Genomic DNA, 26,865 nt, shown 5'->3' on the forward strand with positions numbered 1-26,865 from the left:
CATGAGTTTAATTAACAGTAACCCACTAATTGCATCCAAAATTAATGACCTATGGAATAAATTCTGGAGTGGTGGTATATCAAACCCATTAACAGCAATAGAGCAAATTACATATTTGCTTTTTATGAAGAAGATAGATGAAAATGATTTAGAGAATATTGCGAATGCAGAATTTACTGAAGAACAATATACTTCTATTTTTGAAGGAATATATATTCTTCCACAAGATAGACCAAGACAAGATGCTACGGCTGAGGAAATTGCACAAATAACAAGTACTAAAGGTATTGATAAGGAATCTTTAAGATGGAGTCAGTTTAAAAGACGACCAGCTGAAGAAATGCTTACTCATGTACAACAATATGTTTTTCCTTTTATCAAAGAATTAGATAATGAAGAGGCTTCGTTTACCAAACACATGGCAAATGCAGTTTTCATTATTCCTAAGCCTTCTTTACTTGTAGAGGCAATCGAATCTATCGATGCCATTTATGAGGAGATGGAGAAAGATGCTACAGAGAATGGTCAAGATTTTCAAGATATCCAAGGAGATATTTATGAGATGTTATTAAGCGAAATAGCATCAGCAGGTAAAAATGGGCAGTTCCGTACACCAAGACATATCATCAAATTGTTAGTAGAATTGGTAGATCCTCAATTAGGGCAAAAAATTGCCGATCCAGCTTGTGGTACTGGTGGTTTTTTACTGGGAGCATATCAATACATGATTACGCAACTAGATAAAGATAAAGAAGCGAAGTCACCAGATGAAGATGGGTTCATAAGAAGCAGTCGCAGTGCATTGCTAACAGAAGAAGTAAAAGAGATTTTAGGTAAAAGTTTGTATGGTTTTGATATCGATCAAACCATGGTGCGTTTAGGGTTAATGAACTTAATGATGCACGGAATTACGACTCCTCAAATCGATTACAAGGATACGTTAAGTAAGGCATATAGTGAAGACGCACAATACGATATTATTTTAGCTAACCCTCCATTTACAGGGAATATAGACAAAGGTGACATCAATGAAGACTTAACATTAAAAACAACGAAAACAGAATTATTATTCATAGAGCGTATTTATAATATGCTTAAAATGGGTGGTACTGCTGGTATTATTATCCCACAAGGGGTTTTATTCGGTACAGGAAATGCCTTTATCGAAGCGCGTAAATTAATGATCGAAAATTCGGAGTTAAAAGCAGTGGTTACAGCACCTAGTGGTGTGTTTAAACCATATGCCGGCGTTAGTACGGCCTTATTAATCTTTACAAAAGGCGGTACAACCGAAAATGTGTGGTTTTACGATATGGAATCGGATGGTTACTCATTAGATGATAAACGTAACAAACTACCTGGTAATGGAGATCTGCAAGATATCATTCAACAATACAAAGGGAGAAATCCTTCAGCTGCACAAGACCGTAAAGCAAAATTCTTTTCAGTTCCAAAAGCCGAAATTGTAGAGGCTAAATACGATTTAAGTTTTTCTAAATACAAAGAAGAAGTCTTTGACGAAATAGCTTACGAAGATCCTAAAATCATCTTAGCAAAATTAATTGGTGAAGATGGTAAGGGTGGTTTGGAAAAAGAGATTATGGATGGGTTACGTGAATTGAAAAGCTTTTTATAGATGGGATATAAATTTACTTATAAGTCTTTAGCAGAGCTTTGTCAGATTAATTTAGGAAAAACACCAAGCCGAAATAAACCTGAATATTGGGGTGAAGGAGTTAATTGGGTTAGTATTTCAGACCTAAAAGACAAATATATTTCTAATACCAAAGAACAAATTACAGAGGAAGCTATTACTGGTGCCAATTGTAAAATAGTTAAAAAAGGTACTTTGTTAATGAGCTTTAAGCTTAGTATTGGTAAACTAGCGTTTACAGAAATTGATTTATTTACCAATGAAGCTATTGCTGCATTACCAATAATAGATGAATCCATTTTAGATAAAGATTATTTATATTACGTACTAAAATTTATCCCTTTAGTAGGTGGTAACCAAGCGGTTATGGGTAAAACCTTAAATAAACAAAGTCTTTCTAATTTACAAATTCCTTTGCCTCCTACAATCGATGACCAAAAACGCATCGCTAAAGTACTATCTGATTGTGAAGCTATAATCCAAAAACGTAAGCAAAGTATTGATTTATTAGATGAATTAATCCAAGCTACTTTTTTAGATATGTTTGGAAATGTATTAACAAATTCGAAAAAATATCCAACGAAAAAGTTTAGTGACATAATTAAATTAAAAAGGGGCTACGATTTACCTACTAGTAATAGGATAGCTGGAGATTTTCCATTATGCGCTTCAAATGGTATTATAGATTATGTTAATGAATTCAAGGCTATTGGACCCGGACTAATTACAGGTCGTTCAGGTACTATAGGTAAGGTATCTTTAGTTAATGATAATTACTGGCCTCTTAACACTACTTTATATTCTGAGAATTATGTTGGTAATCCTTTGTATTTAAAGTATTTCTTGCAAAATTTTAAATTAGAAAGATTCTCCAATGGAGCTGGGGTACCTACTTTAAATAGGAATTTATTTTCAAATGTCGATGTTATGGATGTTCCAATTGCAAATCAGAACTCGTTTGGAGAAATAGTTAGTACAATTAATGTTTCTAGAGATTTAAAAGTTAAATGCCTTAATGAATTAAAAAACCTATTTGAAAGTTTAAGCCAAAGAGCATTTAAAGGAAAATTAGATTTAAGTAAAGTAGATATTTCAGCAATGGATGACGAAAAAAAAAAGCCCTCTTCAGAAGTAACAGATGATACTACAACATCAGAAGAAAAACTCGCTGAGGATAGAAATAAAATAATTGAAAGTAGTAAAGAGGTACAGAATGACGGTTCTTACCTAATACCTGCTTTACAAGAATACATAGAGCAATCAAAAAGAGTACTCGAAAAAGTAAATACTATAATTAAAGCTGGTTCTGAAGAATTTAATTCGTTAGAATCAGATCTTAAATTAGTAAATTTTGCAGGTTCATTGGTAGAAGAGCATATTAATACTTTAACACCTTGGCAAGTATATCAACACAGTTATGTTGAAAGATATGTAAAACATATACCACAAGAATTAACCGATAAATACCCTAATATAAACTTATTTTCAAGAAGAGAATTTGATTATTCAACTATGACTCTTGAAGAATATTTAGGTGTCCCTGATGATGTAGTGGCAAAATACGGTAGTGTCGGAAATGATACAATGGATATGCATTTCTTTTTCAAAAAATATTTCTCAGATAAATCTTTTACCATTGATGAAGTTGAAGAGTTATACAACAGAATCGTTTATGATGATGGAGATTGGTTTAAATACAAACCGATGAAAAAATTCATATTCGAGGCTATGAAAGGAGATGATGCATTTATTACGCAAGTATTTGAAGAGCAAATTGATCCAGACAATAAAGAAATACCTAAAAAACTAATTAAGCTCAAGTTAATTGAATGAGACTTTTAAGACTACAAATAAATACACCAAGTGGATTTCGTTCGTTGCAAAACGGATTTGAAATCTATTTTTTAAGAGATTTCGATTACAGATGGGCTAAAGATTTTAATCCAAATATTTTAGCAGGTAGAAATGGAAGTGGAAAATCGAATATTCTTGAAGCATTAGCCAACATATTCTATCATTTAGATTGCATGTACAATGACTATCTACCCGATGGCTTTTTAATGGATGAGGACAATGAAAAAGGATTCGACAATACCAAATGTGTTGTAGATGCTTTCGAATTAGAGTATTTTATAAAAATACCTTTTGAATGGTATCAAAAGTGGGATTTAAATTTACTAAAAGATGGTAAACATGAGTCCTTAGCGAGAATAAAAATAACCAAAGAGGTTGATGCTACGCCTGTATTTGAATGGGTTAATCGAGAAGAGTTTACAGATGAAAAAGATGTCTTAGGTAAAAAGCAAATTCAACGTCTTTTACCCAGCTATGTCATAGGGTATTCTTCTGGAGAGAATGAATTACTAAGTTTGCCTTTCTTTAAAACGAGATTCTTGCATTACGATGAGTATAAAGATAAATTAATCCGACAAGAACAATTTGGTTTTCCACCTAAATCTGAAGGGAGATTAGTCTTTTTAGATAAAGATTACAGTCAAGCCATTTTATTGGCTAATTTTTTAATGTTAGATGATAAGACCTTATCACATTTTAAAAAAGAAGTAGGACTAGAAGATATCGAGGAGTTTCGTTTAATCATCCGCTTAGATAAAGATTTATTATTTCATGAAGATATCTTAAGAGATTTAACCGAATCTAAAAAGCATGCGTGGGATAAAACTAAATACGATCATGTTAATTTAGTTTATAACCTAAAAGAAAGCATTGAAAAATTAAAATATTGCGCGACCACATATAATTATGAGTCGGAAAATATGGAAGATTTAATTTCTGAAGATGCAGGTAGAGAATATCTTATTCTGGATTACAAAGTTACTGAAGTAACGAAAGAAGCATTCCGTTTTCATTTTGCTAACGAAGCGTTTAATCAACCACTTCAATTATTTCAGTTATTTCAAATTCTTTTAGAGTTAAATGCTTTTGTAGTTTTAGAAAAAGATAAAAGTAGAGTATATCAATCAAAAAATATCTTTATCAACCACGATATTTATCCAAATCCGTTAGAGAATGATAGAATCTTACGTTTTAAAAACCTTTGGGTTAAGAAAAAAGGAATAAATAAACCTTTATTTACGAAAGAATTTTCAGATGGGGAGCATCAATTTTTGCATGTGCTAGGCTTATGTTTATTATTTAAAAATGAAAATGCATTATTTCTATTAGACGAACCGGAAACACATTTCAATCCGGATTGGAAAGCTAAATTTATTTCTAGCGTCCGTAATTGTTTAAATTCGGAGGATTCCAAAGTTATCCGTGATATGTTAATTACGACCCATTCACCATACCTAATTTCTGATAGCGAAGCTAAATATGTAAATATTTTTTCAAAAGACGATAATAATTTAGAAGTTAAATGTACGCGCCCAGAATTTCAAACATTGGGCACATCGGTAAATAAAATTACTTTAAGAATTTTTGATAAACATTATACAATTGGAATGTACGCAGATAATAAAATCAATAAACTTAGACTTGAACTTGAGTATTCTGAAGATAAAATTCAATTTCTAAGCAAAGTTAGAGCCGAAATTGGTGATTCTGTCGAAAGTATATTATTTATAAATGAAATAATTGATGAAATTGAGAAAAAATGATTTTTACCTATAAGTATATTACTCATGAAATTGAAAAGCTTCAAGCTTATTTGGACTTCCTATTTAATGATGTTTGGATATTTGCTGAAGGAACTTTCAATTTTTCAAAACTAGATAAAAATCCAGAATTGAAAGATATTTGTGAAAGGCTAGAAATACAAGATTCTGAATGGGGTAATTTTTTTAATAGTAGAATAGCTTGGATTTATGATGAATTCGCAAAAATTGACGATGATAATTTTAAGCTTGATTTAATAGATTTTTATCATAATAACAATGATATTGAATCCTTATGTAAGGATAAAAATGTTAACCCTGTAACTTATTCAGAATTAAAAGAAAAGTATCCTGATTTAGAAAAAGCTTTAAATAGTTTTTACTCAAGGTTATATGGTAATAAATCTCCTTTTAATTTGGAAATATTTGGTCAATTAAATAAAAATATAATCCCTTCTCATTACCAAGAATTTGTTAAAGTTAATGATGATAATATTTGTCCATTTTGCGGAGTCTATCCAATAGATGGTATATATGTGTCAACAAGAGAAGCGTATGATCACTTTTTACCAAAAGCTATATATCCTTTTAGTTCTATAAATTTTAAGAATTTAGCACCAATGTGTAATAAATGTAATTCTGGAAATAAAAGTACTACTGACCCTATAGAACATATAAAAGGCCGAAAACTGGCATTTTATCCATTTAGCGATAATCATCCAGAAATTGAGTTTCAATTTACACTTTTGAATAATAATGTAAAATCATTAAAACCATCAGATTTTAGCATATCTATTAATAGTCCGTCTCATTCAGAACAAATTGATTCTTGGAAAAGAATATTTAAAATTCAAACAAAATTTAAAGATGATGGGAGTATTGACTACTATGGAAGATATGATGAATTAATTTGTACAAAACATAAGGCTAAAGAATGGTATGAAGATATTTATGATTATTATGAAAATGCTACTTGTATAGAAGATACAATTGACGCTGAAAAATATTATGATAAGGTAATTCGTGCAACTACTAGAAATAATCGATTAATTGAAAATACTATCAAACGAGAATTTCTAAAAGAATGTAAATTGAAAGGTTTGTTTAATGTATCTCAACCCCAAAGTATTAAATCAAGTAGTAATTGATAATCATTCATATTAATACGCCTATTTGTAAAACATTTCAGTGTATATGGAAAGAGCAAGTTTTAAAAGTTTAAGTTCAATATTGAAAACTCGATAAATCATAATAATCTTCAAAAAAATTATGTTGTTAGCTGTTTAAGTTAAAGAATTATTGAAAATGCAAGAAGAGATAGACTTGCTTCAAGAAAAATTAGAAATCGCAAGGAAATTGACGGAACTTGAATGAATATAGGCTCTAATAAGGAGCCTTTATTCATTATTATATTTATTTAAATCAAAATCGAAATCTAACAGAATTTTTGGATGAACATTTAAAGCTTTAGCTATTCTAATTAAATTGCGTATAGTTAAGTTCGTTTTTCCTTTTTCATACTTATTAATATCGCTTGAATCAATTCCGCTTAAATATTCTAAATAATCTAAAGTTTGATTTTTTTTTCTCTAAGATATGAAATTTGATTTCCTATTTCAATTAAAATCTCATATGTTATATCCATTTCTACAGTATTTCAAAGCAAATTATAATAGTTTATAATTTATAAATCTTCTATTATCACTTCCTTTTTTCCAGAAATATATTTCCATACATTTAATAAGTCATATGAAGTAACTTTGATATTACCATTAGCATCGTACTTACGTTTAATTTCTAAATTACATATGAATTTTGACCCTTTCTTAAATTTGATTCTTCCAGACTGAACTTCTGATTTAAAAATATTTGATTTCATATTAATTGTAATATCTTTTCCATTAAGCTTTCCTTTCCATTTATAAGGTTTATCCTTATCTAACACAGGAGAAATAATTTCGATCTCAGCTTGTTTATCTATTATAGAATTTAATTCCGGTGTATCTACAATAAAGTTTTTGAATAACTCTTTTTTAACTATTTGTTCTTCATTGTTTGATTCATTATTAATAAAATTATTAAAACCTATTTTTTTAACTTTTTTGATTTTGTTTACTTCCTTGTAAAAGTTTGATCTTGAGGTAATAATTTTTAAATTATCTTGTAAATTATTTGACTTTTCTTTAATCTTTTTTGTGTTTAATAGTAAATCTTCTTTTCTTTTTTCTAATTCTAGTTTTTTATTTTCTACGTCAATATTTTTCTCTTCTAATTCTAATTTTTTTATTTCAAAATCAATTTGATCACTCTCTTTCTCAATTTTAGTTTTGAAAAAATTATCAAATAATTTTTTTGCAGGATTAGCTAATAAAAAACTTGCACATCCTGTTAAAGTTTCAGATAAATATGGAAATGCTTTAACAGATTCTTCAATAACAGTGATATAAGTTTCAAACCCTCCTTCTTTTGCAGGTTCTATTTCAATTTTATGTATTATTTTAAAAGTACTTGATATTGTCTTAATAATATCTAATACATTTTTTAAGTTAGAGAGATATACTTCAGCATCAATACTATGTGATCCATCCGAAAAATAATAATGAATTTCTAATTTAGTTTTCTTATTTTCAGTAGTGTTATTAATAATCATAATAATTTATTCAAGTGTTTCTTATAATTCCTATTTTCTTAAAATTAAATTTGTAAAGAGAGAAATAATTTTATTAAAGGTTATTAAATCCTTTAATAATCTATTTAGAGTCCAATAATAATTTTAGTTTTTCGGTGCTCATATTTGTATATTTTTCAGCATATTTTTTTTCAATAAAAATACTTTCATTCCCATATTTTTGTTTAAGCTGTATTATTAATGCATTTCTAGGTTCTTTTCTTAAAAGATTTGTAATACTAGTTGAGCTTTTTTTCTGAGCATCAGAATTCATTAAGGATAGAAGATTTTTTGAAGTAATAGGTTTATTTAAAATACCTTCATTTATTAAACGATCAAGTTCTATTGCAAGAATATTAGATTTATCACGGATAATAGAACCTTTTTTCTGTCGTTCTTTAATTATTTTAATAGTTAATTCAGGAAGACTACTTTTTGAAGGTAATTTAAATTTTGGATTTGCAAAATCGTAATATGTAAGACCGAATACAGATGCTATATTAATCATCTTGTTAATATTTAAGCCAACTTCACCATTAATGATACTTCTAATATTGGTAGAGTTTGAATCAATTAATTTAGCTAAATCACCTTCTGTAAGATTATAATAGATTAAGAATTTAGAAACTCTTTTTCCATATTCTTTTTGATAATATTCTTTATTCATATTAAAATAGATTAGTTTATTTTGTTTTATCTATTTTTATTCATATATTTGTTTATGAAAACAATAGCGACAGAAAAAAGTAAATTATAAGTTACTTTAGACGATGTCACTCGTTCGAAATCCGCCAGATTGCCACGAGTTGACCGAGAGTTTGCCTATTGCTGGAATTTTGTAACTTTGCTAAATATTCCAGTAGGGCACTCCTCGTTAACTTTTAGGCAACTCTGACTTGTTCAGAGACGGTTTCTGGCGGAACCACGAGTAAAAGTTGAGGGTGCTCTATCTGGTATTTTACCATATAATTCCTCTACTTTGTAAGTACATCGTTCCATAAAACCCAACACAAAATGAGAACGAAACAATTTCCATTCATCCGTAAAAAACCGCCAGACAAAGTCTGTTTGTTTTAACCATTCTTTTAAAGAACAATACTCCGTTTTAATAATAACATTTTTAAAACACGGAAGGTAAAGCAAGGGGGTATCCTTTCTTTACACGCTCTCTATCAGAGCCTCGGTAATGAGACTTTGACAGCTAGGTTATACTCTTTTTTTCGCACACTAAATGTATAACGATTATTGTCATTTTCCAAATTTATTGGGGTTCTGCTACCTTTTTGTTTGTTGTATTATGTAAAAAGTAGAATGTATTATGTATTTAAGATTAAGATCAAGAATGAGATTCTTCGACGGGCTCAGAATGACAAAACTCATTGTAGAAAGTGAATGTGAATATTGAAAAAGGATGAAAAAAATCCGACGATTTAGAATCGAAATGTAATTCAACTCTAAATTATTGGAATAAAAAAGTTGAAGTGTCTGAACGAAGTGAGTTATCAACTTTATGGAAATAATTTATTTCGTTGAATCATTGAGAGACTACTGTCGGCATCTTTTTTTGTTTCGTTTTTTGGATGGGCAAAAAATGAAAAGAAGATTTCTCGAAATGACAGAATATTAGAGAAACAACATGTTAAAAAGTGTTAAAATCCTGTATCGGTGTATATCAAAAATGACACTTTTCTGTATCGGTTGTGTATCCGCGCTGTATCCATTCTGTATCCATTTTATATGCGTTCCGTATGGTTTGTTCGAGGTTCGTGTATCGGAAGGGGTTGTTAAGATGTAGTATGTATTAAGTAAAATGTACTAATTAGATGTTAGAAAGGAGCTGATTGAGCTGATTCGAAATCAAATATATAAGATGCGATTCTGAGACGAGCCCAGAATGACAAAATCCGTTTTAAAATGAGAACGAATTTGAATTAGAAAAAAGGATGAAGAAAACGTCATATGATTTGGAGGCGAGTGTCAAAAAGTTGAAGTAAATGGTTAAAATATTTTACTGTTTGCGTAGCAAATGATTTAAAATATTGAATGACTGAAACTAATTTTGACCGTCGAAAATCAAAGACTTGATGTTTTGTAACTTTTGCATTAAGGTAAAAGTTTGAAGAAAAAAATGATAAATAAAGAAAAGACATTTCGATACTATTTTCTTTTTCTATGAAACGAAAATCACTCAATGTGACAGCAAGAAAGAAAAACACGTAAAACGTTAAGCGTATCACATAAACCGTAAAAACAAAAAACCCTTTCCCAAAATCAAAGTTGGCGCGATGTACAGGAAAAGGAGTGGCTTTTAAAACTAATGTAAAATTATGAAAGAGTAAACAGATTCACACTCTATCCCCCGAAGACAACACAAAGAGTATAAATGATCTTCATAAAGTAATTAGTGTTAATTTTTTTCATTTATTAATGTAATTTTTAAAACTGTCGGAGGGGGATATTTTTAGGAGGAATATAGGATAAACAGGCGCGTGCGCGCGAAAATAGATTGTATACTTCGATGCTTCGACAGGTTCAGCAACCGAGGTTCAGTGACCGTATTAAAAGTGATAACGAATTTGAATATTGAAAAAGGATTAATAAAACGTCATATGATTTGGAGGCGAGTGTCAAAAAGTTGAAAGTCATGATTAAAATGTTTTACTGTTTGCGGAGCAAATGATTTAAAACATTGAATGGCTGAAACTTATTTTGACCGTCGAAAATCAAAGACTTGATGTTTTGTAACTTTTGCATTAAGGTAAAAGTTAGAAGAAAAAGAGATAGAAAGTTTCTGCACTTCGAGTGCCTCAGTGCCCATGTTTAGAATGGCAGAAAAGAATATTCACCACATAGATACATAGAACTGGATGTAGAAAAATAAAGAGCTGTAGAGAAGATAAATCTATTAAACAGAGTAAGGAGATCGCTATGTTTCGGTTTACTGAACTATACAATCTCTAAAAAAGTGAAAAAGAAGAGATTCTTCGACAGGCTCAGAATGACAAAATCTGTAAAATGTAGAACGTAAAACATAACAAAAACCTATGCTTCTATTGTGGTTAAAAAAGTAAAGGATGCGGTTCTGAAACGAGTTCAGAATGACAAAATCCGTTTTTAAAAATGACAATGAATTTGAATTAAAAAAAAGGATTAGAAAAATGTCATATGATTTGGAGGCGAGTGTCAAAAAGTTGAAGAGAATGGTTAAAATGTTTTACTGTTTGCGTAGCAAATGATTTAAAACATTCAATGGCTGAAACTTATTTTGACCGTCGAGAATCAAAGACAAGAGTTTTTTGATTACTTTTTTGCTCTCAAAAAAGTGATAGAAAGATTCTGCACTTCGAGTGCTCAGTGACCGTATTAAAGTGAATTTGAATATAATAAAAATAAAAATGTAAAACGTTATGCGTAGAACGTAAAACATAACAAAAAACCCCTTTCCCTAAAACAAAGTTGGCGCGATGTACAGGAAAAGGAGAGGCTTTTAAAACTAATGTTGAATTAAAAAACTTATGTAAAATTATGAAAAAATTTTACTTCAAACTCAGTAGGCAGTCATTTGCTGTATTATTGGGATTGTTTTGTGCAGCACCATTGCTGGCACAAACAGGAAAAACCGTGACTGGAACGGTAAAAGAACTTCAAGTCCCGCTGGTGGGCGTAATGGTAAAAGAGGAGGGAACCGATAATTCCACTTTTACCGATAGTAATGGAAACTACTCGTTGACTTTACAACATGATGATGCTAAACTAATTTTTGAGCAATTGGATTTCCCTATTCGAGAAGAAGAAGTATTGAATAGAAGCGTGATAAATGTACGTTTCACAAAAGACGAGGAGGGGATTCAGCTGAAAGATGTGGTGATAAATGCAGGGTATTACTCCGTAAAAGACAAAGAACGAACGGGTTCTATAGCACGTGTTACAGCAAAAGAAATAGAGAATCAGCCTGTGAATAATGTACTTTCTGCCATACAAGGACGTATGGCTGGAGTGAGTATTGTACAAAACTCTGGAAATGCAGGTGGAGGTTATGACATTCAAATACGTGGACGAAATAGTCTAAGACGAGAAGGGAACGAACCACTTTATATTGTAGATGGTGTACCTTTTGGAAGTGGAAATATAACAAGTGTAGGGCTGTCGTCTGGTATTCTACCTTATGGGGAATCTAATCCTCTTAATTTTCTGAATCCAAAAGAAATAGAAAGTATAGAAATCTTAAAAGATGCCGATGCTACTGCTATTTATGGCTCGCGTGGAGCCAATGGAGTAGTACTGATAACAACTAAAAAAGGAAAAAGTGGAAAACTAAATATTGCGTATAATTCAGATTACACAGTTGGTAAAGTAATGAATCGATTAAGATTAATGAATACGTCTGATTATTTAGCAATGAGAAGAAAAGCATTTGAAAACGATGGAATTAAAACTTATCCAGCCAATGCCTATGATATAAATGGAAGTTGGGATGAAAATTCGTCAACCAATTGGTTCAACGAATTAGTAGGGTATATTTCTTCTAAAAACAATAACCAATTAAGTATAAACGCAGCCTCAGATCAATTTCAATTTTTAATGAGTATGGGACATTTTGAAGCAACTACTGTTTATCCAGAACCATTTCGATTAAAAAAGACTACTGCTTTAATAAGTTTAAATTACACTTCTCCTAATCAACGATTTTCTATTGGATATAAAGGTAATTTAAGTCGATCTGTCAATAAATTACCTTCTACCGATTTGTTTTCAAGTGTTATAAGCCTAGCCCCGAATGCTCCAAATTTATACAATGAACAAGGTGAACTGAATTGGCAAAACAATACGTTTGTAAATCCATTAGCTTCACTCAGAGGTTATTATACTAGTAATGGTGATATGATGAATCATGCTATTTTGAATTCAATTCAATTAATTGAAGGATTAAGTTTAGTGAATAATATAGGGATTTATTATAGTCAATCAATAGAAAATCGGGTAAGTCCATCTACGATATACAACCCAAATTATAATTATGGGAGTGAACGATCTAACGTATTACGATACGATCAGAAAGTTATGTCGTATAACATAGAACCACGATTAGAGTACAATAAAAGTATAAATCAACACCACTTTACAAATCTTGTTGGATTAACATTTCAACACAGACAAACAAATGGATTAGGAATTTCGGCTTCTAATTTTTTGAGTAACTCATTGTTAAACGATTTATCTTCTGCTAGTGTAAAAACAATTAGTGCACAACCTATCATAGATTACACCTATCAATCTGTTTACGGTAGATTTGGATATAACTACCAATCCAAATACTTTATAAACTTAACTGGTCGTCGTGATGGATCAAGTCGTTTTGGACAAAATTTTAAATATGGGAATTTTGGTGCAATTGGAGCAGCATGGATTTTTTCAAAAGAAAACTTTCTCAACGAATCATCTTGGTTAAGTTTCGGAAAAATAAGAGGTAGTTATGGGATTACAGGTAATGATTTGATTGGTGATTATCAATACTTGGATACCTATATTACAAAGGCAAGAACGTACGATCAGGTTACAGGTTTAGAACCAAATAGTTTGTACAATCCTAATTTTAGTTGGGAAAAAAATAAGAAATTAGAATTCGCTCTTGACTTATCTTTTTTTAGGGATAGAATAGGATTTTCGCTTGCATGGTATAGAAATGTATCTGGAAATCAATTGGTCGGAATCCCTTTACCAGGAACAACAGGTTTTTCATCCATTCAATCTAATTTACCTGCAAAAGTAGAGAACAAAGGAATTGAAATTGAACTTTCAGCAAAACCATTGCAAAACGCTATTCAATGGAAAACAGCCTTGAATCTATCATTTCCACAAAATAAATTAGTGTCATTTCCCGATTTAGAAGGTTCTACTTATGCCAATACTTATGTTATTGGTGAACCCATTACAATTAAAAAATTATACGAATGGACAGGTATAGATCCAATAACTGGATTACATACATTCAAAGATTTTAATCAAGACGGAAAAATAAATACTGAAGATAAGCAGGTTATTAAAAATGTGGGTGTAAAATGGTTTGGAGGATGGTCAAATCAAGTGCAATATAAAAAAGTTGGACTTGATGTACTGTTTCAATTCGTGAAACAAAATAGTATCAATTATATCGCTCAGAGTTTCATTCCAGGAAGTTTAACCAATCAACCGATTGAATTTCTAGATACTTATTCACCGAATAATCCATCAGCCAAGTATCAAAGATACAGTACTGGAAGCCAAACGCTCGCTTCGCAAGCCTATAATAATTTTAAACAAAGTGATCAATCGGTAAGTGATGGTTCTTATATCCGTTTAAAGAATATTTCCATTTCCTATCAATTTAAAATTGCAAACACTTCTTCTCTAAAATTGTTTCTCAACGGACAAAATTTATGGACGCTAACCAATTATTTTGGTGCTGATCCCGAATTTGTTTTATCAGGGTATTTGCCACCTCTGAAAGAATATACACTTGGATTACAATTAAACTTTTAACATTATGAAATCAATTTTTATACACTTAAAACAAGGATTAATCGCTTTAATTCTTTTGACAAGTTGCGATAACTTCTTAGATCTTGATACACCAAATACACAACTTGTAAGCACAGAAGTATTTGAAGATAAAAAAACGACAGATGCTGCATTGTTAAATATCTATGCAAGCTTAAGAGATAACGGATTATTAACTGGTAATAATTCTGGTATGACGTATTTATTGGGGTTATACACAGATGAACTCGACTTATATTCCATCAATTTACTTGGTCAAAAAGAGTTTTATGAACACACGCTATCCACTCGAAATGAATTGGTGTTGACTAGCTGGAACACAAGTTATAATCAAATATATCGATTAAATGCATTGATAGAGGGGGTAGAAAAAAGTACATTATTAGAAAATCAATACAAACAAACAGTATTAGCAGAAGCCTATACAATGCGTGGAATGTTGCACATGTATTTGACTCAATTGTTTGGCGAAATCCCATACATCACAACGACAGATTATTTGCAAAATAAACTTGTTCATAAAACACCAGAAAAGGAAATCTATGAAAGAATAGAGCGAGATTATTTAACAGCAGAAGAATTGTTTTTGAAAGGAACGAAAAACACATCTAAAACACGGTTAAATCTTACATCGTTAAAAACTTTAAAAGCTAAATACTATGCACAAACCAAACAATGGGAAAAAGCCAAACAGCATGCAAATGATGTTATTCAGACTAATGGAATTACACTAGAACAAGACCTTAATAAAGAGTTTTTAAAAATAAGTTCGTCTGTTATTTGGCATTTTTCGCCTCATTTAGCAACTGGAAATTCATTAGAAGCAGATGTTTTTATGTTAAATGCTCTACCACCAGCTTTTGTAAGTTTAAAACCCACTTTCGTCAACTCTTTCGAGAAGGGAGATCAAAGAAAAGAAATTTGGATAAAGAAATTAAATAACAATCAGGGTACTTGGTATCAACCATACAAATACAAAGCGCCCAATGCTTCGTCAACAATGAATGTAGAGAATAGTGTTGTGCTTCGTTTGGCTGAATTGTATTTGATACGTGCAGAAGCTAATTTTCAGCTTTCCAATTTTAGAGAAACTGAAAATGATTTAAACCTCATTCGTAAAAGAGCCAATTTACCTATGCTTTCCAATTTATCTCAACATGAATTAGAGCAAGCTATTTTAGATGAATATAAACATGAACTATTTACAGAATATGGACATCGTTTTTTTGATTTGAAACGATGGAATCGATTAAATGAATTACAAAATAGTATACCAACTTGGAAACCATTTATGGAAAAATTGCCTTTACCAGAAAAGGAGATTTTATTGAATAATAATTTAAAACCCCAAAATGATGGCTATTAGATTTATATTAAGCTTTTATATCTGTTTAATTTCAATTTATATTTCTGGTCAACAACAGAAATTAGATTCATTGGAAACTTATTTTAATCAATTTTATACCGTTGAATTTGTAGATGCAAACAATGAAAATATATTATTTACTAAAAATAAAAACCATGAATTGCCTGTCTATTACTTGAAAAATAATAAAAAAACAGATGAAATACGACTTGGAAGAATAATGAACTATCATTGGTTGAGTGATAAGTATTTTTTATATGATGAAAAAAATGAAGGTCTTGTACTATATAACATCCAAAGTCAAAATAAAAAAACAATTCCGCATTATAAGAAAATGATTGAAACTTCTAATAAGCAATTTTTTGTAGCGAAAAAAGAAGCTAATACGCTTTACATTAATACAATAAATAATGGAGAATTAGAAAATGAAATAAAGTTTATTGATGTAATAGATTACAAATGGGAAAATGATAAATTAGTAATTGAAAAAACGAATCATACCATTGATGTGTATGAATTGAATAAAAATATTAATCTTCTTTTTCAAATAGATGGTGTTAAGTACCAGTCATTAAGATGGAATGAATTCAATCAATATGACTACATTAAACAAGAAGGAGAAGATTTATTTTATGTAAAAAGTAATGGGACAAAGGTTAAATTACTTCATGACTTAAATAAGAGTATAAATCTTAAGATTATTAATGAAGACAATAATTTACTCATTTTAGAAAATACATTTCAATCTGATTATACCCTAAAAAAATCAGAAGAAGTAGAAATTTGGGATACCTCTGATGATCAAATTATTATTCAAAAACCGAAGAGTCAAAAAGAATTGATCTTTGTGAGATTGAATGATGGTCATATTAATCATAAAATAGCTCTATCAGATGTCAATTACGAATTTTTAGGAACGCAATATCTACTTTTATTCGACAAGAATAGATACAGAAGTTATCGCCATTTACGGGATCATGTTGATGTTAAGTTAATGGATCTAGAAACAATGAATCAAAAGTTAATAGTTGAAGATTTTGACGATTACAACAGAAATAAATTAATACTTTCTGATCATAATAAATTTATCTATTTCAAAGAAAATAATTGGTGGATATATGATGTATTAGAAGACAAAAAGAAAAGTTTGACCACTTCAATAAAAGCTGGTTTCTCCGTTGATGATTATTTTAAAAATGAAGCTTTTCAGCCAGCTAAATTTTATGATAATTCACGTGTTTTTTTAACAGCTAAAGAAGGGATATGGGAATATAATCTTCATACAAAAAAGCTGAAACAATTAATTGAATCTACAAAACAAACGGGTACTTTTACGTTTTTAATAACTAGAAATAAAGCTAAAAATCAAGTAGATGAAATCATTTATTTACAATCTTTAAACGAAAATAATCAGTACAAAATTTATAAATGTTGTGATCGATTTAATGAAATTTATAACACATCGCAAGATGTTAAGAAAGTTTCGTTAAAAAATAAGAATTTGTATGTAATAGAGCAAGGTTATTTAAAATCTCCTCGTATTGTTCAAATAGATGAGAAGAATAAAGCAACCATTCGGGTTGAAGCAGTTAATTCAATTGTTCAAAAACGTCGTTTTCAAGAAATAAAATCTATTATAAATGGGAAATCAGTAAAAGCAATATTGTATTATCCGTTTGATTATGATACAACCAAATATTATCCGATGATTGTCCATATCTACCAAAAACAATCACATTTAGTGAATGATTTTCAATTGCCAGAAGTAAGCTCAGCTAATGGTTTTAATACTGATTTTTATACATCACAAGGCTATTTTGTTTTACTACCAGATATAATAGTCGATTTAGATCAACCAGGCGAATCAGCACTACAATGTACAGTTGAGGCAACCAATCAAGCATTAAAAGAAGCGAATATTGATAGAGATAAAATAGGATTAATAGGCCATTCTTATGGTGGTTTTGAGGTAAATTATATCGTAAATCGTACGAATATGTTTAAAGCCGCTGTTAGTGGCTCAGGTGTTTCTGATATTGTAAATTGGTACTTTTCGATGGATTGGAATAAATCAAAAACACAATTTTGGAGATTTGAGGATGAGTTTTTTAAAATGAGTTCAATGTTTTATGATTCTAAAGAAAATTATTTAAAACAGTCTCCTTTACTTCAATTAGAAAACCTACATACACCTGTATTAATATGGACTGGAAAAGAAGATTATCATGTAAATTGGGAACAAAGTGTTAGCATGTATTTGGCAATGAGACTTTTAAAAAAAGAAGGAAAGTTGTTATTGTACCCGAATGAAAAGCATGTGATTATGAATCCATCAAAGGCAAAAGATTTAAATCAGAGAATTATAAAGTGGTTTGATTTTTATTTAAAAAACACTGAAATAGAATGAATTAAAAATAAGAGACAGCTGTAAAAGCTGTCTCCTTTTATAAATTATTAATTTGTTTTTTCAAATAATTGAACATTACAAGCTGTTCCCGAAATTTCATCCATTCCGTAAAGATGTACACCTGGCTGGTAAGTACATAAATTACCTATAACATTGCTACATTCAAAATCTTCAACCAATGTACATGGCTGTTCTTGATCGATACGATAAATCGGATCTCCAGGATTCCATCCAGCTTTCTTCGCCTGATTTGTAGCGAAAGCAGCACCAGTCCCCATTAATACAATGACAGCTGGTAAAATAATTTGCTTTAAATTTTTCATTTTAATGTAAATTTTGGTTTTGCCTACTTTTTTACAGGTTTTCGGCTTTTCCTGTTTTAAATTGATCGGTTATAGCCGGCTTTAGTTTATAAACAATCAATTCATTTCCAATTAGTGCATAAAAATGAGAATCAGTCACTAAAAAATCAGAAAGTTTGTTTTCTTCGCGATGTTGTACAGTAAAACTTCCGATATAATGTCTGCGATCTGTTCGGTACACATCAATTACATCCACTTGTTTCCACTGTTTTTGGGATTCAAATTTCCCCATTAGCTTAGAGATATTAAACAAGAGATGTCGATGTGCAACCATTTTTTTATTCACTAAAAGTGGAGGAGCGCTCATTTTATTTTTTCCATCCGATAGATGGCTTACTTCAATCTTTGCTTGATAAGTAGTATCAATCGTATTTAATTTGTGTTTGATGTGTAACGCTTGATCCATAACAATAAATTGATTGCGGTAGTAATAAGTATAAACCAAATCATTTGTATATGAATCAGAAACTAATAAACCATCTGTATCAAAAACACCATCAATTTGTTTTTCGAGTATAGTTGAAATCAATTCTATTTTTGGCTGTTTGTTTAAATTCAGCTTTCCTAAAATCTGCGTATTAGTTGTGCTACTTTGAGTACGAATAGCAAATTTGATAGAATCAATCACAACCAATTGATTGAAAAAAGCATCATTTAAACTGATGGTTTCTGCATGTAAATTGGTTAATTTTCCTTTGTAAATAACAGGAACTGTTCCGTCGTACAAATAAAAGCTACCATTTTTGACACGCATCATAATGGATTTAAAAGGATGATCTTTATAGTCCAAATCAATCTTTTTGGAAACGATTTGATCTGTATTGGTATCAACACTCGTTAAAACAAGTGGAGCAGTATAATTTCCTAAATACAACGTATTATTTTCATATCCTGTAAAATAATAGGAATTAGCGCCTAGATCAATCGCTTTTTCTTCGATAATTGGATGTTGTAAATACCTTCTGGTAAAATTATTTTCTTGTTTGATAATGTGTTCAGATGTAAGAAATAAAAGAATGACACTTCCAATTGAAACAATCGAAATAGCAAAGAAAGTAACAAATAGTTTTCGTTTAGTTTTTTGATAAATAGCTGTTCTACCCATGTAAATGGCAATTACAGCTAATCCAACAAATACTAGATTGAAAATCAAATGTTCTGTCCATCCAAGTTTTTCTAGAATTCCGCCACAAGAACATGGGACAAAATCACTGTAATTAATAATCAGATAGATATAAACAGTGAACGCAAGCATTAAACCATAAGAAGCATACAACCCAATTTGTTGTGTTCGCTTGATACAAAGCAATAATACAATTAGAATTTCCACAATAATTACGGCGTAAGAAATAAATCCTGCGTATGCACTTAGTAATGGTGATTGTGCCAATTGAATTTGAAAATTCTCAAAATCCATCAGTTTACTCACAGCTGCATAAATAAACAAAACAATAAACAGGTAGCAGATGAGAGTTCTTAGAAACGGTGCAATTTTTCTCATCTTTTAGTAGTTTTAATTCATAAAAAAATAACTTTCTAACATCTAACATTAGTTTTCGTCAACTTCATCATTTTCTTCATCATCTTGTCGTTTCACATAAGGATCCTTATCACGAGGAGGATCATTTTTAGAAGAAATAGTAGAGTTAGTTGGAATACTATCCGTTGAGTTTTTCATAAGAGAAGAATGAGTATCCGTCGAAGAATCAATTAGTGGAAGATTTTCATCCTCTACACATCCAATGTATGCAAAACATACAAGTGTAATCAAATAAATAAATTTCATAGTGTGTCGTTTTTAAAAGTTTGAAACGAAATTACTTGTGCCTCAAAAAATAGGAGGTATACTAACACGTCAAAAACATAAAACCTCTGTCACATTTATAAATTCATACATTCCAAATGGTAAATTATTTGTGGTTAAAAAATGAATTTGAATATTGAAAAAGGAACTAAAAGTCCGACGATTTAGAATCGAAATGACAACGAATTTGAATTAGACAACGAATTATAAATCCGGCATTAAAACTCTCACGTTAAAAAAATGGTTGAATGTAACGTTAAAAAGGTTTTAGCCCGTAGGGTTTTTAAAATCTTTAGTGAAATGAGATCATTTTTAGTAGAGAGATTTACAGCCAAGAGTTTTTTGATTACTTTTTTGCTCATAAAAAAGTGACATTAAAGAAAAGGAATACCTAAGCCATACTATGGCTTCTCCTTTTAATTTCAAATGTTTTTTGCGCTTAAAAAATGAAAAGAAGAGATTCTTTGGCAGGCTTAGAATGACATCAATCAAATTGTTTTTAAATAAAAAACCAAATTGTCAAGCTGAATTCAGTTCAGCTTCTTATTATCGTCAGTCAGAGTGACGTTTGCAAAACGTTGTATCGAAGACTTAGACGATAAATAACGAATGACAAAACCCAGTTGTCATTCCGAAGTAGTGTGAACTGATGAGGAATCTGCTAGCTTAAGAACAGCAAATTGAATGCGATTCTGAGACAAGCTCAGAATGACAAAATCCGTTTCCAAAACTGAGTTTGAATTAGAAAACGAATTAAAAAAAACGTCATATGATTTGGAGGCGAGTGTCAAAAAGTTGAGAGGCATGATTAAAATGTTTTACTGTTTGCGTAGCAAATGATTTAAAACATTCAATGGCTGAAACTTATTTTGACCGTCGAAAATCAAAGACTTGACTTTTTTGTTTCGTTTTTGTGTCAAGACTTCCCCGAAGGGTATATGAATTCATTTAAAAACAATTAGTAACTCATGAATAAAAATGAAAAGAAGAGATTCTTCGACAAGCAAGAATGACAGAAAAGAATATTCACCACATAGATACATAGAACTGGGTGTGGAAAATAAAAGAGCAATCGAGAAGATAAACCTATTAAACAGAGTTAGTAGATCACTATGTTTCAGTTAACAACTATACAGTCTCAAAGTGACAGAAAGATTCTTCGACACGCTCAGAATGACAAAACACGTAAAACGTTCAGCATAGACCATATAACGTAATAAAAAAACACCCCTATAGTCCCCTCAAGGGGATAATGATTGAAATAATTTCCCTCTTGAGAGGGGTTAGGGGAGTGTAGAAATGAGGTTAGTTGATTGAGTGGAGCTGTACTGATTGAGCGTAGTCGAAATCAAAAATATATGATGCGATTCTGAGACAAGCTCAGAATGACAAAATCCGTTGTCCAAACAGATTTGATTATTAATAAAAAAAGCGTAAAACGTTAAGCATAGACCGTAAACCGTAAGAAAAAACAAACAAACTTTACTTCAAAATTTTGCTTACCACTTATCGCTTACCACTTACTCCCAACATCAAGGCAAGATGAAGGCAACATAGTGGCAGTAGAGTGGCAGTAAAGTGTAGGCAATAAAAAAGAGAAGTATGACCTCTCTTTTTTATTCATCATTTAAGTTTCTTTGAAATAATCGATTAGACTTATATGCTCAAAGACATTCAAAACTAGAGAAATTTATAGATCAACAAAGAATACAACAAGTATATTATATAAAAAGGATGTATAATTTATAAATTATACACTTTTAAACGATTAAGTACTTAATAAACGATTTACGATATAAAATAAAGTATTTTAGTAGTAATCAATAAATCTATACCATGAAAAGAGTTGTAGTGTACACATACATACTCTTTCTACTTCCGCTTATAACAATGGCTAATCAAGTTGATTCCTTAGCCTCAAAAGATAATGCCTATTTAATAGAAAAATTGGATGAATTAATACATGAAAAGACTCATCCAAATGCGATGCTATATGTGCAAGCCTATATTAGAAATGCTAAAAAACAAAACGATAAGCTAAATTTGTTTTACGCCTATAAAGAAGGAGTCTTTTTTTCAAGTCATTTAAACACGCAAGTAGAATATGCAGATAGTGCGATAATTACTGCCAGGAAATTAAAAAATAAAGATTTAATAGCAACAGCTTTATTATCAAAAGGGTTAGCCTATTACAAAGCAAAATATTATAGAGAGGCGTTACAAAATTACTTATATGCAGATCAGGAGTTAAGCCATTCAAAAGATCAGTACCTAATGCATAAAGTAACGTTTAATATGGCGATGATTAAAATAAAATTACATCAATATAACCAAGCAGAAGAATTGTTGCTTAAATGTAAAGCCTTTTTCCAAACAAAACCAGAAAACAAAGACTACCAAGCGTATCTATTAAATACAATATATCAATTAGCATGTCTCCATCAAGAAGTTGGTAACAAAGCAAAAGCGAAAGAATTTAATCAATTAGGATTAAATAAAAGCAAACTTGAAAATAACGAATTTTATCAAAGATACTTTACGATTAATAAAGCAATTGATGAGTTTTTAAATGATCAATTTGAGACAGCAATTCAATTATTATCGACTAAAGAAGATATTTTAATAAAAACGAATGATTTTAATACACTAACCAAAATCTATTACTACAAAGCAAAGGCATTTGATAAATTGAATAATCAACAACATAAAATAATATATTTTAATAAAATAGACAGTATTTTCAATGAATACAACTTCTTAGAAATTAAATACAGACCGATATACGAAAACATTTTAGATGAGGCATTAGAAGCTTCTGATACGAACAGGCAACTATATGTAATCAATCAATTACTAAAAATGGATGAGTTAAATTATAAGCTAGATGCAGAAATGATACAAGTTGTGTACAAAGAATACGATACAGTGCAATTGCTCAAATTAAAGGAAAAAATATTGAATAAATCTCAAAAATTATATTACGTATTGGCAGCGTGTTTTACTGGAATAATAATATTGACAGTAGGAATTGTAAAAACTAGAAATAAAAATAAACATTTAATCGAAAAGTACAATCTGTTTATTGAAGAATCTGCTCAATCAAGTTACACAGAACGGAGACTATCGATTAAAGATGAAGAGGATTTGAACAAAGAAGCATTTGAAAGTTTATTATTAAAATTTGAAAAATTTGAGCGGGACAGAGAATTTTTAAACCCTAATATAACAGTAGTAAGTTTGGCAAAATCATTTTCAACAAACACCACTTATTTATCAAAATGTGTCAATCAGTACAAAGGAATTAATTTTCCTTCTTACATCAATCGGTTGAGAATAAAATTTATTACTGATTTATTACAAGAACAGCCACAATACCTTAATTATAGTGTAGGAGCATTAGGAGAAATAGCAGGTTATATGAATCCAAGACAATTTTCAAATGTTTTTTACAGTGAAACGGGCTTGCGTCCCTTAGATTTTATTAAAATTCAAAAACAAAAAAATAAAGAAAGCATATAATGGTACATTAGTGTAATATATTGACATACAGGTGCTAAAAAAGACTTGGCTATTGTTTTAAACACATCGCTATTGCAACTTTACAAAACCATTGCGCAATGGAGATCAATGTTTAATTTAAAATTATAAAAAAATGGCGAAGCAAAAAGGCTTTTTAAAACTTAGAGGTTCAATCGGAGATTTAAACTTCTACAAATCAAAAGATGGTTATATGGTGAGAGAAAAAAGCTCTATAGACCGTAATACCATAATGAGTGATCCGCGATTTCAGCGTACCAGGGAAAATATGCAAGAATTTAAAAATGCTGGTACTGCAGGAAAAACATTACGTAATGCATTCAATGCAATTGTAAAAAATGCAAAAGACAGTAGGCTATCTAGCCGTCTTACAAAAGTAATGCATGGTATACTAAAAGAAGATACAATAAATGTTCGTGGTCAAAGAAATGTACACAAAGGAAATCAATTATTGATGAAAGGGGTTGATTTTAATGCAGGGGCATCATGGTTAAAAACGGTATTAATTCCAGTGCAAGTAACAATAGATCGTATCTCTGGTGAAACAAAGTTTACATTAGATGCATACAAACCCTTAGATGTGATAATAGCACCGCAAGGGGCTACGAATTACCGATTTGTAGCAGCTTCTACAGAGATAGATTTTGAGAAAAACGAATACATTACCAAAACATCGTATACAGATTATTATCCATATGATGAGGTTGAAGTGAATGATGTAGAGTTGTTGAACAATCTTTCTCCAAATTCAGAGCATACAATCGCCTTAGCAATTGGAATTGAATTCTATCAAGAGGTGAATTCTGTTTTATATCCATTAAAGAATGGAAGTTTTAACGCTGCACATTTAATCGAAATTAATTTACCATGACGACAATTGTAGTAGAACGCATGTATTATCCAAATGGCACAAATGGAAGCCTATTCATAAATGATAAGTTTGTATGCTATACCATCGAATTGCCATGGAAAGAGAACAAACCACGTAATTCATGTATACCAGAAGGATGTTACACAATCAAAAAGAGAAGTTCACCAAAATTTGGAGAACATTTTCTGATTACAAACGTGCCCAATCGTTCAATGATTTTAATTCATCCTGCCAATCATGCAAAAACTGAATTACAAGGATGTATAGCTCCAGTAACCAAATTAACAGGTGAAGGGAGAGGAGAGTTATCAAGAAAAGCATTTACAAATTTTAAAGCATTAGTAAATGATAAACTTGATCGTGATCAAAAAGTGATTTTAATGATTAAAAGTAAACAACATGACAATTATTAATCGTTTTACAGCACCTACTCCTAAATTGTTCCAACAATTACGAAACATAGGATTAACCCTAGCTGCAATTGGAGGAATATTGATCGCTGCTCCTGTAGCATTACCAACAACATTGGTGACCATAGGAGGTTACCTAACAGTTGCAGGAGGAGTAATATCAGCTGTATGTCAATTGACTGTAAATGACAAAAACCAAAGTAATGATGATGAATAATAGTAATACATCGTTAATTGTTGGAACGATAGGAGGTACAATGACAAGTTTGGTAGCGACTATTCAATGGGAGCAACTTGTTTATACGATTTGTATGGGAATAGTTGGAGCAATATGCAGTTATGGAACATCATACTTACTGCATAAGAAAAACAACCCTTACGACGAAGATTAAGTGTTTGATTATAAATAAGATTTGGAAATCTTATTTTATTGATGTAAATTTTAAAATCATTCATTTAAGTTTCATTGAAGTAATTTTAATTATTACAGAAATGAAAAATAACGAATTACAAAGAATGGTGATTTATCCGAAAGATGTATCAATCATTACAGGAAAAGGATATAGGCAAAGTCTTCGCTTACTCAATAGAGCCAAGCAATTAATCGGAAAAGAAAAAAAAGACTTCCTAACATTTGACGAATTTTTGATCGTTTTTAAGATGAAATCGTAAAACCAAAAATGAAAAAGGTTCTCAATTTTTTAATTGAAAACCTTTTTCTATGTAACATAATTTTTAAGACTATTTCCCGATACAGAAAGTGATGAACTCCTTATTTGTAAGGTCTGTAGAGGGGTGAGGTGTAGTATTGGTGTATTGAGTTTTATCAAAATTTTAACATTTAAAAGTAAAATATCCATGCTAATTTTATAAATATAATTAGATCTACTAATTAAATACTAGAAATGAAATATATAATTATAATTTTTCTACTTTTCACAACTGTAATTGAGGCACAATTCGAATCAGAATATTATATCAATCACTCGAATGATACTTTAAAAGGGCAAGTAATGGGATATAATTCTAAAGTTGTTTACTTCTTAGTGAATGATGAAAAAATAAAACTCAAATCAAAAGATATTAAATCATTTGTTGTAAATGATGAATATGATAAATTAGTAAAATATGTAACCTTAAAAAATGATAGGACTCATTTTTTTGAAGAAGCTGTTGTTGGTGAATTATCTCATTATTATTTGCGAACATTTAATCCATATGATGGTGAAAAATTAATCTTTTCACTACTTGTAAAAAATGATGAAATAGTATACGTTAATGCATCAAATTCAAAAAAAAGAATTGCTAAATTAATTAGTGATTGTCCTATTCTATTGAAAGAATGGACGGGAACAGATAAGTTTCCAGATTACGATATTATAAAAATTACCGAAGCTTATAATAAATGTAAAACATAAATATAACGTCAATAATTTATTCAGATCATTTGATTTTGTATTCTCATTATGCCTCAAAAAAAGAAAAAGTATTTAAAAGCTAACCAAAGTTTCGAAATAATGTTTATACATCTGAATTGATAGAGTTTATAATGGAATTAATAAAATCAAAACAAAAAACTATTCCAAAAATTATAGAAAGGTATAATATCCCAAAACTGTTTTAATTAATCGGTAT

General features: G+C 30.2%; 20 protein-coding genes. 14 read left to right on the forward strand and 6 right to left on the reverse strand.

What is annotated here, in order from left to right; all coding sequences use genetic code 11:
* Nucleotide 1: 1 nt before the first annotated feature.
* From FH779_RS06845 to FH779_RS06860, 4 genes are read left to right on the forward strand one after another with little or no spacing between them, the layout of a single operon-like run.
* Nucleotides 2-1,636 carry a class I SAM-dependent DNA methyltransferase gene (locus FH779_RS06845; RefSeq protein WP_180906508.1) on the forward strand — a complete coding sequence of 545 codons (1,635 nt, stop codon included), beginning with the start codon at nt 2-4 and terminating at the stop codon, nt 1,634-1,636.
* Nucleotides 1,637-3,487, forward strand: coding sequence for a restriction endonuclease subunit S (locus FH779_RS06850; protein WP_180906509.1), 1,851 nt, complete (start codon nt 1,637-1,639; stop codon nt 3,485-3,487).
* Nucleotides 3,484-5,271, forward strand: coding sequence for a restriction system-associated AAA family ATPase (locus FH779_RS06855; RefSeq protein ID WP_180906510.1), 1,788 nt, complete (start codon nt 3,484-3,486; stop codon nt 5,269-5,271). The genes FH779_RS06850 and FH779_RS06855 overlap by 4 nt, the downstream gene beginning before the upstream one ends.
* Nucleotides 5,268-6,416, forward strand: a complete 1,149-nt coding sequence (locus FH779_RS06860) for a hypothetical protein (protein ID WP_180906511.1) — start codon at nt 5,268-5,270, stop codon at nt 6,414-6,416. The genes FH779_RS06855 and FH779_RS06860 overlap by 4 nt, the downstream gene beginning before the upstream one ends.
* A 249-nt stretch (nt 6,417-6,665) precedes the next feature.
* Here the strand turns inward: FH779_RS06860 and FH779_RS17710 are convergent, their stop codons facing one another.
* The 3 genes from FH779_RS17710 to FH779_RS06875 all read right to left on the reverse strand — a co-directional run bounded on the left by FH779_RS17710 (nt 6,666) and on the right by FH779_RS06875 (nt 8,603).
* Complete coding sequence (locus tag FH779_RS17710) at nt 6,666-6,812, reverse strand: helix-turn-helix domain-containing protein (RefSeq protein WP_180906811.1); 147 nt, start codon at nt 6,810-6,812, stop codon at nt 6,666-6,668.
* A gap of 140 nt (nt 6,813-6,952) precedes the next feature.
* Nucleotides 6,953-7,918 carry a hypothetical protein gene (locus tag FH779_RS06870; RefSeq protein ID WP_180906512.1) on the reverse strand — a complete coding sequence of 322 codons (966 nt, stop codon included), beginning with the start codon at nt 7,916-7,918 and terminating at the stop codon, nt 6,953-6,955.
* Between the two features lie 100 nt (nt 7,919-8,018).
* Complete coding sequence (locus tag FH779_RS06875; protein WP_180906513.1) at nt 8,019-8,603, reverse strand: helix-turn-helix domain-containing protein; 585 nt, start codon at nt 8,601-8,603, stop codon at nt 8,019-8,021.
* Nucleotides 8,604-11,461: 2,858 nt separating this feature from the next.
* Here FH779_RS06875 and FH779_RS06880 point away from each other — a divergent pair.
* The 3 genes from FH779_RS06880 to FH779_RS06890 all read left to right on the forward strand — a co-directional run bounded on the left by FH779_RS06880 (nt 11,462) and on the right by FH779_RS06890 (nt 18,246).
* Nucleotides 11,462-14,455: a SusC/RagA family TonB-linked outer membrane protein gene (locus FH779_RS06880; RefSeq protein ID WP_244958038.1), complete on the forward strand. Its 2,994-nt coding sequence runs from the start codon at nt 11,462-11,464 to the stop codon at nt 14,453-14,455.
* A gap of 4 nt (nt 14,456-14,459) precedes the next feature.
* Nucleotides 14,460-15,839: a RagB/SusD family nutrient uptake outer membrane protein gene (locus FH779_RS06885; protein ID WP_180906514.1), complete on the forward strand. Its 1,380-nt coding sequence runs from the start codon at nt 14,460-14,462 to the stop codon at nt 15,837-15,839.
* A gap of 70 nt (nt 15,840-15,909) precedes the next feature.
* Nucleotides 15,910-18,246, forward strand: a complete 2,337-nt coding sequence (locus FH779_RS06890; protein ID WP_180906515.1) for an alpha/beta hydrolase family protein — start codon at nt 15,910-15,912, stop codon at nt 18,244-18,246.
* A gap of 47 nt (nt 18,247-18,293) precedes the next feature.
* Here the strand turns inward: FH779_RS06890 and FH779_RS06895 are convergent, their stop codons facing one another.
* The 3 genes from FH779_RS06895 to FH779_RS06905 are packed head-to-tail and all read right to left on the reverse strand — an operon-like array spanning nt 18,294 to nt 20,379.
* On the reverse strand, nt 18,294-18,569 hold the full coding sequence (locus FH779_RS06895) for a DUF6520 family protein (protein WP_180906516.1): 276 nt from the start codon (nt 18,567-18,569) through the stop codon (nt 18,294-18,296).
* 31 nt (nt 18,570-18,600) lie between these two features.
* Nucleotides 18,601-20,109: a DoxX family protein gene (locus FH779_RS06900; protein ID WP_180906517.1), complete on the reverse strand. Its 1,509-nt coding sequence runs from the start codon at nt 20,107-20,109 to the stop codon at nt 18,601-18,603.
* A 48-nt stretch (nt 20,110-20,157) separates the two neighbouring features.
* Nucleotides 20,158-20,379, reverse strand: coding sequence for a hypothetical protein (locus FH779_RS06905; protein ID WP_180906518.1), 222 nt, complete (start codon nt 20,377-20,379; stop codon nt 20,158-20,160).
* A 1,923-nt stretch (nt 20,380-22,302) separates the two neighbouring features.
* On the opposite strand from FH779_RS06905, the gene FH779_RS06910 reads away from it, so the two are divergent.
* From FH779_RS06910 to FH779_RS06940, 7 genes are all read left to right on the forward strand, one after another.
* Nucleotides 22,303-23,931, forward strand: coding sequence for a helix-turn-helix domain-containing protein (locus FH779_RS06910; RefSeq protein ID WP_180906519.1), 1,629 nt, complete (start codon nt 22,303-22,305; stop codon nt 23,929-23,931).
* A gap of 133 nt (nt 23,932-24,064) precedes the next feature.
* On the forward strand, nt 24,065-24,820 hold the full coding sequence (locus tag FH779_RS06915; RefSeq protein ID WP_180906520.1) for a hypothetical protein: 756 nt from the start codon (nt 24,065-24,067) through the stop codon (nt 24,818-24,820).
* Nucleotides 24,817-25,233 carry a DUF5675 family protein gene (locus tag FH779_RS06920; protein ID WP_180906521.1) on the forward strand — a complete coding sequence of 139 codons (417 nt, stop codon included), beginning with the start codon at nt 24,817-24,819 and terminating at the stop codon, nt 25,231-25,233. The genes FH779_RS06915 and FH779_RS06920 overlap by 4 nt, the downstream gene beginning before the upstream one ends.
* Before the next feature lie 25 nt (nt 25,234-25,258).
* On the forward strand, nt 25,259-25,447 hold the full coding sequence (locus FH779_RS06925) for a hypothetical protein (protein ID WP_244958039.1): 189 nt from the start codon (nt 25,259-25,261) through the stop codon (nt 25,445-25,447).
* Complete coding sequence (locus FH779_RS06930; RefSeq protein WP_180906883.1) at nt 25,416-25,622, forward strand: hypothetical protein; 207 nt, start codon at nt 25,416-25,418, stop codon at nt 25,620-25,622. Before FH779_RS06925 ends, FH779_RS06930 begins: the two co-directional genes overlap by 32 nt.
* A 100-nt stretch (nt 25,623-25,722) precedes the next feature.
* Nucleotides 25,723-25,902 carry a hypothetical protein gene (locus tag FH779_RS06935; RefSeq protein WP_135836459.1) on the forward strand — a complete coding sequence of 60 codons (180 nt, stop codon included), beginning with the start codon at nt 25,723-25,725 and terminating at the stop codon, nt 25,900-25,902.
* A gap of 233 nt (nt 25,903-26,135) precedes the next feature.
* Complete coding sequence (locus FH779_RS06940) at nt 26,136-26,648, forward strand: hypothetical protein (protein WP_180906523.1); 513 nt, start codon at nt 26,136-26,138, stop codon at nt 26,646-26,648.
* Nucleotides 26,649-26,865: the final 217 nt, after the last annotated feature.

The organism is Empedobacter falsenii (assembly GCF_013488205.1).
Taxonomy (GTDB): Bacteria; Bacteroidota; Bacteroidia; order Flavobacteriales; family Weeksellaceae; genus Empedobacter; species Empedobacter falsenii_C.

Bases quoted from the DNA above. Each gene is read 5' to 3' on its own strand.
- FH779_RS06910 (WP_180906519.1), top strand. From the start codon at position 22,303: ATGGCTAATCAAGTTGATTCCTTAGCCTCAAAAGATAATGCCTATTTA.
- FH779_RS06930 (WP_180906883.1), top strand. From the start codon at position 25,416: ATGACAAAAACCAAAGTAATGATGATGAATAATAGTAATACATCGTTA.
- FH779_RS06880 (WP_244958038.1), top strand. From the start codon at position 11,462: ATGAAAAAATTTTACTTCAAACTCAGTAGGCAGTCATTTGCTGTATTA.
- FH779_RS06900 (WP_180906517.1), bottom strand. From the start codon at position 20,109: ATGAGAAAAATTGCACCGTTTCTAAGAACTCTCATCTGCTACCTGTTT.
- FH779_RS06940 (WP_180906523.1), top strand. From the start codon at position 26,136: ATGAAATATATAATTATAATTTTTCTACTTTTCACAACTGTAATTGAG.
- FH779_RS06870 (WP_180906512.1), bottom strand. From the start codon at position 7,918: ATGATTATTAATAACACTACTGAAAATAAGAAAACTAAATTAGAAATT.
- FH779_RS06920 (WP_180906521.1), top strand. From the start codon at position 24,817: ATGACGACAATTGTAGTAGAACGCATGTATTATCCAAATGGCACAAAT.
- FH779_RS06875 (WP_180906513.1), bottom strand. From the start codon at position 8,603: ATGAATAAAGAATATTATCAAAAAGAATATGGAAAAAGAGTTTCTAAA.
- FH779_RS06885 (WP_180906514.1), top strand. From the start codon at position 14,460: ATGAAATCAATTTTTATACACTTAAAACAAGGATTAATCGCTTTAATT.
- FH779_RS06935 (WP_135836459.1), top strand. From the start codon at position 25,723: ATGAAAAATAACGAATTACAAAGAATGGTGATTTATCCGAAAGATGTA.
- FH779_RS06860 (WP_180906511.1), top strand. From the start codon at position 5,268: ATGATTTTTACCTATAAGTATATTACTCATGAAATTGAAAAGCTTCAA.
- FH779_RS06850 (WP_180906509.1), top strand. From the start codon at position 1,637: ATGGGATATAAATTTACTTATAAGTCTTTAGCAGAGCTTTGTCAGATT.
- FH779_RS06855 (WP_180906510.1), top strand. From the start codon at position 3,484: ATGAGACTTTTAAGACTACAAATAAATACACCAAGTGGATTTCGTTCG.
- FH779_RS06895 (WP_180906516.1), bottom strand. From the start codon at position 18,569: ATGAAAAATTTAAAGCAAATTATTTTACCAGCTGTCATTGTATTAATG.
- FH779_RS06915 (WP_180906520.1), top strand. From the start codon at position 24,065: ATGGCGAAGCAAAAAGGCTTTTTAAAACTTAGAGGTTCAATCGGAGAT.
- FH779_RS06845 (WP_180906508.1), top strand. From the start codon at position 2: ATGAGTTTAATTAACAGTAACCCACTAATTGCATCCAAAATTAATGAC.